Genomic DNA, 8,572 nt, shown 5'->3' on the forward strand with positions numbered 1-8,572 from the left:
AACGAATCTGGTCGAGGGAATCAACAACAAGATCAAGGTCATCAAGCGCGTCGCCTACGGATACCGAGACGACGCCTATTTCTTCCTCAAAATCCGTGCAGCCTTCCCCGGAGTTGGGTGAAGAACCAAAAAAACAGGGCCGGACAGTCCCCCGACTGCCGGCCCTCTGCTCCCCCACCGTGCGCCTGTACCGGCCCCTGTTCCAATTCCGGTCACGGGCGCCTACGGCGCCAGCCACGGTGGGTGCTATTGGGTTATCTGCAAAAATCCTGCCAACTTTAGGGCTGATTTCGGCGCCGGCCGGCCGGCACCGACGTCCCGGCCCCGAATGGCGCTAAAATCGCCACCCCGGCGCCGGCGCCCGGCCGCGCCCGCCCCCAGCTGAACAGCCCCCATGAATCCGTCCTTCCATCGTTACGACGTCATCGTCATTGGCGGTGGCCACGCTGGCACCGAAGCCGCGCTGGCCGCGGCCCGCACCGGCGTGCGCACCCTGCTGCTGACCCACAACATCGAAACGGTGGGCGCGATGAGCTGCAATCCGGCCATCGGCGGCATCGGCAAGGGCCACCTGGTCAAGGAAATCGACGCCCTGGGCGGTGCGATGGCGCATGCCGCCGACCGCGCCGGCATCCAGTGGCGCACGCTCAACGCATCCAAGGGTCCGGCCGTGCGCGCCACCCGCTGCCAGGCCGACCGCAACCTGTACCGCATGGCGATCCGCGCCATCGTCGAAGGTCAGGCCAACCTGACCGTGTTCCAGGCCGCGGTCGATGACCTGGTCATCGAAGGCGACGCCGTGCGCGGGGTCATCACCCAGACCGGCCTGCGCTTCGACGCCGAGGCGGTGGTGCTGACCGCCGGCACCTTCCTGGCCGGCAAGATCCATGTCGGCCCCACCCAGTACGCCGCCGGTCGCATGGGCGATCCCCCGGCCACCACGCTGGCGGCACGCCTGCGCGAACGTCCCTTCCAGGTGGACCGCCTGAAGACCGGCACGCCGCCGCGCATCGACGGCCGCTCGCTGGACTACAGCGTGATGGACGAGCAGCCCGGCGATTCGCCGCGCCCGGTGATGTCCTTCCTCGGCTCGGTGGACGAGCATCCGCAGCAGGTCAGCTGCTGGATCACCCACACCACCGAACAGACCCACCAGATCATCCGCGACGCGCTGCACCGCTCACCGCTGTACAGCGGCCAGATCGAAGGCATCGGCCCGCGCTACTGCCCGTCCATCGAGGACAAGGTGGTGCGCTTTGCCGAGAAGGCCAGCCACCAGATCTTCGTCGAACCCGAAGGCCTGGGCATCGTCGAGATCTACCCCAACGGCATCTCCACCTCGCTGCCGTTCGACGTGCAGCTGGAGATGGTGCGCAGCATCCGCGGCTTCGAGAACGCGCACATCACCCGCCCCGGCTACGCGATCGAGTACGACTTCTTCGATCCGCGTGGGCTGAAGGCCTCGCTGGAAACCAAGCTGGTCAACGGCCTGTTCTTCGCCGGCCAGATCAACGGCACCACCGGCTATGAAGAAGCTGCCGCGCAAGGCCTGTTGGCCGGCCTCAACGCTGCACGCCAGGTGCGCGGGCTGGACGGCTGGTGCCCGCGCCGCGACGAGGCCTATCTGGGTGTGCTGGTGGATGACCTGATCACCCACGGCACCAACGAGCCGTACCGCATGTTCACCAGCCGCGCCGAGTACCGCCTGCAGCTGCGCGAGGACAATGCCGACCAGCGCCTGACCCCGGCCGGCCGCGAAATGGGCCTGGTGGATGACCGCCGCTGGAACGCATTCGAGACCAAGCAGGCCGCCGTTGCTGCCGAGCGCGCGCGCCTGGGCGCGCTGTGGGCGACCCCGGCCAATGCGCTGGGCCGCGAAGTACAGGACACGCTGGGCGTGGCGGTCAGCCGCGAAACCAATGTGCTGGACCTGATCAAGCGCCCCGAGCTGGATTACGCGCAGCTGATGCAGGTGCCGTCACTGGGCCCGGCCGTGGCCGACGCCAAGGTCGCCGAGCAGGTGGAGATCGGCGTGAAGTACGCCGGCTACCTGGACCGCCAGCGCGAGGAGATCGAGCGCCAGCAGCGGCATGAAGCCACGCCGATCGCTGAAGCCTTCGATTACGCGACGGTGCGTGGGCTGTCGGCCGAAGCGCTGCAGAAGCTGGAGCGCGTGCGCCCGCAGACCATCGGCCAGGCGCAGCGCATCCCGGGCATGACGCCGGCAGCGATCTCGCTGCTGCTGGTGCACCTGGAGCGGGCGCGCCGCGGCCGCGTGGCGTAACGCGCATCGCGCAGGTCCATCCACGCATGGCGTGGATCTACTGCAATCACCGCTCTGGCAGGTGTCGACCTTGGTCGACACGCCTTTCAGGTGTCGGCGGGGTCGCCATTGGCCGAGCGCGTATCATCGTCGCGAACGCCCTGATTTCCGGAGACATCGATGAACCCGCTGCGCCCCTTCCGCGACAAGATGCCCGTCCTCGGCGAGCGCGTGTACATCGATCCGGCCTGCACCCTCATCGGCGACGTGGAGCTGGCCGACGACGTGTCGGTGTGGCCGGGTACGGTCATCCGCGGCGACGTCAACCATGTGCGCATCGGTGCACGCACCAACGTGCAGGACGGCACCATCATCCACGTCAGCCACCACAGCCCGTACAACAAGGCCGGCTACCCGACCCTGATCGGCGAGGGCGTGACCGTCGGCCACTGCTGCATCATCCACGCCTGCACGATCGGCGATTACAGCCTGATCGGCATGGGCGCCTGCATCCTCGACGGTGCCCGCGTGGAGCGCCATGGCTTCGTCGGCGCCGGTGCGGTGGTCGGCCCCGGCAAGGTGGTGGGCGAAGGCGAGCTGTGGGTCGGCAACCCTGCCCGGCCGGCACGCACGCTGAGTGACAAGGAGATCGAGGCGCTGCATTACTCGGCCGACCACTACGTGCGGCTGAAGGACGAATACCGGGGCTGAGCCCCCGACGCTACCATGCGGCTCTGCTAAAGTCTTGGCCCGACCAGGACCTGTCGAGACCCCCATGCCTGTGGCTGCCCGCCGGAGAGGACCCCGGCGCCCACAACGAAGGCCATCGCGCTGATGGCCGCACCGATGCTCGATACCTACCGCGAGGTGGTGACGCCGGAGGGTGTGCCGCTGCAGTTGCCTGCCGCCGGCCCGGTACCGCGGGCGATGGCCTGGCTGGTCGATCTCGGCGTGCGCATCGCGGCACTGGTGCTGGTGTCCATTCCGCTGGCGCTGCTGGACAAGTTCGGCTCCGGCCTCTACCTGGTGTTGATGTTCCTGGTCTACTGGGCCTACCCGATCGTCTGCGAAGCATTGTGGGGGCGCACGCTGGGCAAGCGTGCGCTTGGGCTGCGCGTGCTGTCCCGCGATGGCGCGCCGGTAGGCTGGATGGCGGCGATCACCCGCAACCTGCTGCGCACGGTGGACATGCTGCCCTTCGGTTATGCGCTGGGCCTGATCAGCAGCCTGTTCGATCCGCACGGCCGCCGCCTTGGCGACCTGGTGGCAGGCACCGTGGTGGTGCACGCACCCGCGCTGTACCTGCCACCGCCGCCGACCATCGACAGCGTGCTGGCTCCGCCGCAGCCCCTGCGACCAGAGGAACAGGCCGCGCTGATGGCCTTCGCCGAGCGTGCGCCGCGGTTGTCGGCGGCACGCCAGCAGGAGCTGGCCGGTATTGCCGAGCCACTGACCGGCACCCATGGCCAGGTCGGCGTGCTGCGCCTGTATGCGATGGCCAACTGGCTGCTGGGGCGGCGATGAAACAGGAGCAGTTCGTCGCCCGCTACCAGCAGGAATGGCAGGACCTGGAGCAGTGGCTGCTGCTGCGTGCCGGCGCCTCACGCCGCACGCGCCGCAAGGCCAGCGGCCTGGCACTGGACGACACCATCGTCCCGCAGCGCTACCGACGGCTGTGCCAGCAGCTGGCGCTGGCGCGCGAGCGCGGCTACAGCCCGCAGCTGGTGCAGCGCCTGCAGCAGCTGATGCAGCAGGGCCACAGCGTGCTGTACCGCACGCCGCCGACACGCTGGCGGGGTACCCTGGAGTTCCTGGTGGCCGACTTCCCGCTGCTGGTGCGCAGCCAGGCGCGCAGCATGTGGGTGGCGCTGGCGATGTTCGCGCTGCCGGCGGTGGCCTGCTTCGTGCTGGTGCAGGTCTATCCGGACCTGATCCACATGCTGATGGACAACCGCCAGATCGCCGAGATGGAGCGCATGTACGATCCCGCCGCCGAGCGCCTGGGGCGTGACAGCGGCACCGACTGGATGATGTTCGGCCACTACATCATGAACAACATCAGCATCGCCCTGCGCACCTTCGCCAGCGGACTGCTGGCCGGGCTGGGCACGCTGCTGGTGCTGTTGTTCAACGGCGTGATCATCGGTTCGGTGGCGGGCCATCTGCAGCACATCGGCCATGGCGACCCGTTCTGGCGCTTCGTGGTCGGCCACGGCGCCTTCGAGCTGACTGCGATCGTGATCGCCGGCGGTGCCGGCCTGCAGCTGGGCATGAAGCTGCTGGCCCCCGGCCGGCGCAGCCGCCTGGATGCGCTGGTCGAAGGCGGACGGATCGGCGCCCGGCTGTGCCTGGGCGCGGCGTTCATGCTGCTGGTGGCCGCCTTCATCGAAGCCTTCTGGTCCTCGCTTGCCGAGGTACCGGCGTGGGGCAAGTTCAGCGTGGCCGGTGTGTTGTGGGCCGGCGTGCTGCTGTGGCTGTGGCGCGGCGGACGTGGAGGCGGCCATGCGCATTGACCGCCTGGATGTGGCGCTGCGTGCCCGCAGTGGCTGGGAAGCGATGGAGCTGGGCACCGCCCTGTCCCGCCGTCACGCGCGTGCGGTGTGGGGCAGCTGGCTGCTGGCCAGTGCACCGCTGTTCGTGATCTTCAACGCGCTGGGCTGGTGGCTGGATGCCTTCGGCTGGGCCTGGCTGGCGATGTGGTGGTGCAAGCCGCTGTTCGAACGCGCGCCGCTGTACGTGCTGTCGCGCGGCATTTTCGGTGAGCCGGTCGGCACGCTGGCCGCGCTGCGCGCGCAACGTCACTGGGGCAACAGCGGCTTCTGGGGCTACCTGGGCTGGCGCCGCTTCAGCGTGCTGCGCAGCCTGTGCCTGCCGGTGAACCTGCTGGAAGGCAACACACCGGGTCAGCGCGGCCCACGCCGTCGTGCGGTGGCAGCCGGCGCAGCGGGCGCGGCACTGGTACTGACCGTGACCTGCCTGGCGTTCGAAGCCGTGCTGGTATCCGGCGCGATCGGTGCGGTGTTCATGTTCATGCCACTGGAGCTGATGTCCGAATCCTGGCGCGCCGCATGGGACATGATCGGCCAGGACACACCCGCATGGGCGCGGCTGGCCTTCAACCTGGCGTGCTGGCTGGCCTCGGTGCTGATCGGCCCGTTCTTCGTCGGGGCGGGCTTTGGCCTGTACCTGAACCGGCGTACGCAGATGGAAGCGTGGGACGTGGAAATCGCCCTGCGCCGCCTGCGCGAGCGGCTGCTGCCGGCGGCATCGACGCTGGCGCTGCTGCTGTGCCTGGCACTGCCGCTGGTCTCTGCACCGGTGCGTGCGCAGGACGCGCAGACGGCCGCTGAGCAGGCCGAGGATGCCGAAGAAGACGAAGACAGTGCGGAAGAACCGGCCACCGCGGCCAACGACCCCGCCAACACGCCGGCAACGATCTTCGGCGCTACGCCGGTGGACACCGCCGGTTTCCGTCAGGCAGTGAACCGCGCCTATGAAGACCCGCTGCAGCGCCCGACCCGCCAGGTCACCCGCTGGAAGCCGATCGAACAGGCCGAGGAAGAGAAGAAGGAAGACAAGCAGCTGCAGCGTGACACCAACAGCAAAGGTGAACGCAAAGCGCGCAAGGACGGCATCGCCTGGCTGGCACGGCTGGCCGAATGGGGCCTGTGGGGCCTGCTCGGCATTCTGCTGCTGGTGCTGCTGCTGACCGCACGGATGTGGCTGCCGTGGCTGCGGGGCAGTGGCCGATGCAAGGCCGAGGCCGCACCGCCGGTGGTGGAGGAACAGGTGGAGGAACAGGTGGAGTTGCCGGTGGTGCTGCCGCCGGACGTGGCCACCCAGGCCGGCCTGCTCTGGGACCAGGGCCGGCCGCGGCAGGCGCTGGCCCTGCTGTACCGCGCCAGCGTGCGCACGGTGGGCGAGCGCAGCGGTATCGCGCTTCCACCCGGTGCCACCGAAGCGCAATGCCTGCGCGCGTCGCGACGCATGCCCGAGGCCAGCGACCGTGACCTGTTCGCGCGCATCGTGCGCATGTGGCAGTACGCCGCCTACGGTGGCCGCCTGCCCAGCCGCGCCGATTTCGATGCATTGGCCGATACCCTGCGCCAGCAGTACGGGTGGCAGGCATGAGCCCGCGCCTGTTCTGGTCGCTGCTGCTCGGTGCATTGGTGCTGTTCGGCGTACCGCTGACCGTGCTCTACCTGCGCACGCACGAACGGGTGACCGAGACGATCCGGCTGCCGCCACAGGGCGAGGCCGCCTACAACCCACTGTACGTACTCGGCCAGGCCCTGCGCGCCGATGGCATCGACGTGCACTCGCGGCCGCGGCTGGAACTGCAGCAGATGGCACTGGGGCCGAACGATACGGTTGTGCTGCTGCAGGACAGCAGCGAACTGCCGCCGCCCGTCGCCAGCGCGCTGCTGGACTGGGTCGACGGTGGCGGCCACCTGCTGGTACGTACACCGCCGCCGGCCGAGGACGATGCCGGCAGCACGCAGGGCCCCTTGCTGGACCGGCTGGGCGTGGACAGCCTGTTCCAGCGCAGCGACTGCCAGCCGTTCCATGTCGACGACGATCCTGGCCACGTCGAATTCTGTGGTGGCCGCCGCTTCACCCTGGGCTTTGCCGCCAGTGCGCAGGCCGAACGCCGCTGGGGCACTGATCGCGACCTGGTGTTCGCGCGCCTGCGCCATGGCCAGGGCAAGGTGAGCGTGCTGGCCGACATGGAATTCATGCGCAGCGAGGTGGACTCACCGGCAGCGCGCCTGGCGTCGGCAGGCGGCGGGGCCAGCGACGGCCTGCACGATGCCTCGCATCGCGACCTGACCCGCTACCTGCTCGATCCGAACTACGGCAAAGGTACGGTCTGGCTGGTCTATGCCAGCCGCCCACCGTCGCTATGGTCGCGCATGTTCTATCAGGGCTGGCCACTGTGGGCGCCGCTGCTGCTGGCCCTGCTGGGCTGGTTGTGGGGCCGCTCGCAGCGCTTCGGCAGCCTGCTGCCGTCACCGGTACTGGAACGCCGTTCGCTGCTGGAGCACGTGCGTGCCAGTGGTGAACTGCTGCTGCGTTTCGGCCACGGCGCGCGCCTGTACGAGGCCGTACTCGCCCTGTTCCTGCACCGCCTGCGCCTGCGCGCACCGATTGCCGGCGCACTGGACGGTGCGCCACGCGATCAGGCCATCGCCGAGCTGCTGAAGTGGCCGCAAGGCCGCGTCGCCAGCGCGCTCACGCCCCCTCCGCCGCATGATTCCTCCGCCCTGCGCGAGCGCATCCGCTTGCTGCTCCAGATGAGATCCCTGCTATGACCGAAGTCCCCGAGCTGCCGGCGGCCGCCAACGCCCGCCTGATCGAACGCGTCGATGCCATCCGCACCGCCGTCGGACACGCCTTCATCGGCCAGGCCGATGTGCTGGACCAGATCCTGGTGGCGCTGCTGGCCGGTGGCCACGTGCTGATCGAGGGCGTGCCCGGGCTGGGCAAGACGCTACTGGTGCGCGCGCTGGCCCAGGCCCTGGAACTGGACTACGGTCGCGTGCAGTTCACCCCCGACCTGATGCCCAGCGACGTCAGCGGCCACGCGGTATACGACCCGAAGAGCGAGAGCTTCAAGATCCGCCGCGGCCCGGTATTCACCAACCTGCTGCTGGCCGACGAGATCAACCGTGCACCGGCCAAGACACAGTCGGCACTGCTGGAGGTGATGCAGGAAGGCCAGGTGACCATCGAAGGCAAGGCCTTCACCCTGGCACCGCCGTTCATGGCGCTGGCCACGCAGAACCCGCTGGAGCAGGAAGGTACCTATCCGCTGCCGGAAGCGCAGCTGGACCGCTTCCTGCTGAAGGTGCTGATCGACTACCCGCAGCTTGAGGACGAGAAGCGCATGGTGACCGCGATCACCAGCGGCCGCGCTGCCAGCGATTTCGACCTGAGCCAGGTGCCGCGCGTGCTCGGTGCCGGCGAACTGCTGGAACTGCAACGTGCCACGGCGGCGATCACCGTCGATGACGAAGTGATCGACTACGCGGTACGCATCGTTGCCGCCACCCGGCAGTGGCCGGGTATCGCGGTCGGCGCCGGTCCGCGCGGCAGCATCGCGCTGGTGCGTGCTTCGCGCGCGCAGGCGGTGCTGGCCGGTCGTGATTTCGTCACTCCGGATGATGTGCGCGACATCGCACGCCCGGCGCTGCGCCACCGCTTACCGTTGCCCCCGGAACTGCCATTGTAGAGCAGGCGTCCGCGGATGGTCTGGGCGGGCCGGTGGGCCAGGGGGGGGGGCGGGGCCGGGGGGGGCGGCCCCCCCCT

General features: G+C 69.1%; 7 protein-coding genes and 1 pseudogene. All 8 read left to right on the forward strand.

The genetic code is table 11. The features are described from left to right. The coding region (locus EKL94_RS21395) for a transposase (RefSeq protein WP_148105806.1) at positions 1–121 on the forward strand (121 nt) is incomplete at its 5' end. A gap of 273 nt (positions 122–394) precedes the next feature. Next, positions 395–2,284 (forward strand): tRNA uridine-5-carboxymethylaminomethyl(34) synthesis enzyme MnmG, encoded by a 1,890-nt coding sequence (mnmG, locus tag EKL94_RS21400; RefSeq protein ID WP_126930556.1) that lies wholly within the window; start codon positions 395–397, stop codon positions 2,282–2,284. A gap of 159 nt (positions 2,285–2,443) precedes the next feature. Further along, positions 2,444–2,974: a gamma carbonic anhydrase family protein gene (locus EKL94_RS21405; protein WP_126930557.1), complete on the forward strand. Its 531-nt coding sequence runs from the start codon at positions 2,444–2,446 to the stop codon at positions 2,972–2,974. A 123-nt stretch (positions 2,975–3,097) separates the two neighbouring features. Continuing rightward, on the forward strand, positions 3,098–3,787 hold the full coding sequence (locus tag EKL94_RS21410) for an RDD family protein (RefSeq protein WP_049400866.1): 690 nt from the start codon (positions 3,098–3,100) through the stop codon (positions 3,785–3,787). Continuing rightward, complete coding sequence (locus EKL94_RS21415; RefSeq protein WP_126930558.1) at positions 3,784–4,776, forward strand: stage II sporulation protein M; 993 nt, start codon at positions 3,784–3,786, stop codon at positions 4,774–4,776. The genes EKL94_RS21410 and EKL94_RS21415 overlap by 4 nt, the downstream gene beginning before the upstream one ends. Beyond that, positions 4,766–6,394 (forward strand): DUF4129 domain-containing protein, encoded by a 1,629-nt coding sequence (locus EKL94_RS21420; protein WP_126930559.1) that lies wholly within the window; start codon positions 4,766–4,768, stop codon positions 6,392–6,394. The genes EKL94_RS21415 and EKL94_RS21420 overlap by 11 nt, the downstream gene beginning before the upstream one ends. Continuing rightward, positions 6,391–7,575 carry a DUF4350 domain-containing protein gene (locus tag EKL94_RS21425; protein ID WP_126930560.1) on the forward strand — a complete coding sequence of 395 codons (1,185 nt, stop codon included), beginning with the start codon at positions 6,391–6,393 and terminating at the stop codon, positions 7,573–7,575. The genes EKL94_RS21420 and EKL94_RS21425 overlap by 4 nt, the downstream gene beginning before the upstream one ends. Then, positions 7,572–8,492, forward strand: a pseudogene (locus tag EKL94_RS21430) (AAA family ATPase); the annotation flags it as partial. The gene EKL94_RS21425 and the pseudogene EKL94_RS21430, both read left to right, overlap by 4 nt. Between the last annotated feature and the right edge of the window lie 80 nt (positions 8,493–8,572).

It is taken from the genome of Stenotrophomonas maltophilia, assembly GCF_003970865.1.
Lineage (GTDB): Bacteria > Pseudomonadota > Gammaproteobacteria > Xanthomonadales > Xanthomonadaceae > Stenotrophomonas > Stenotrophomonas maltophilia_AR.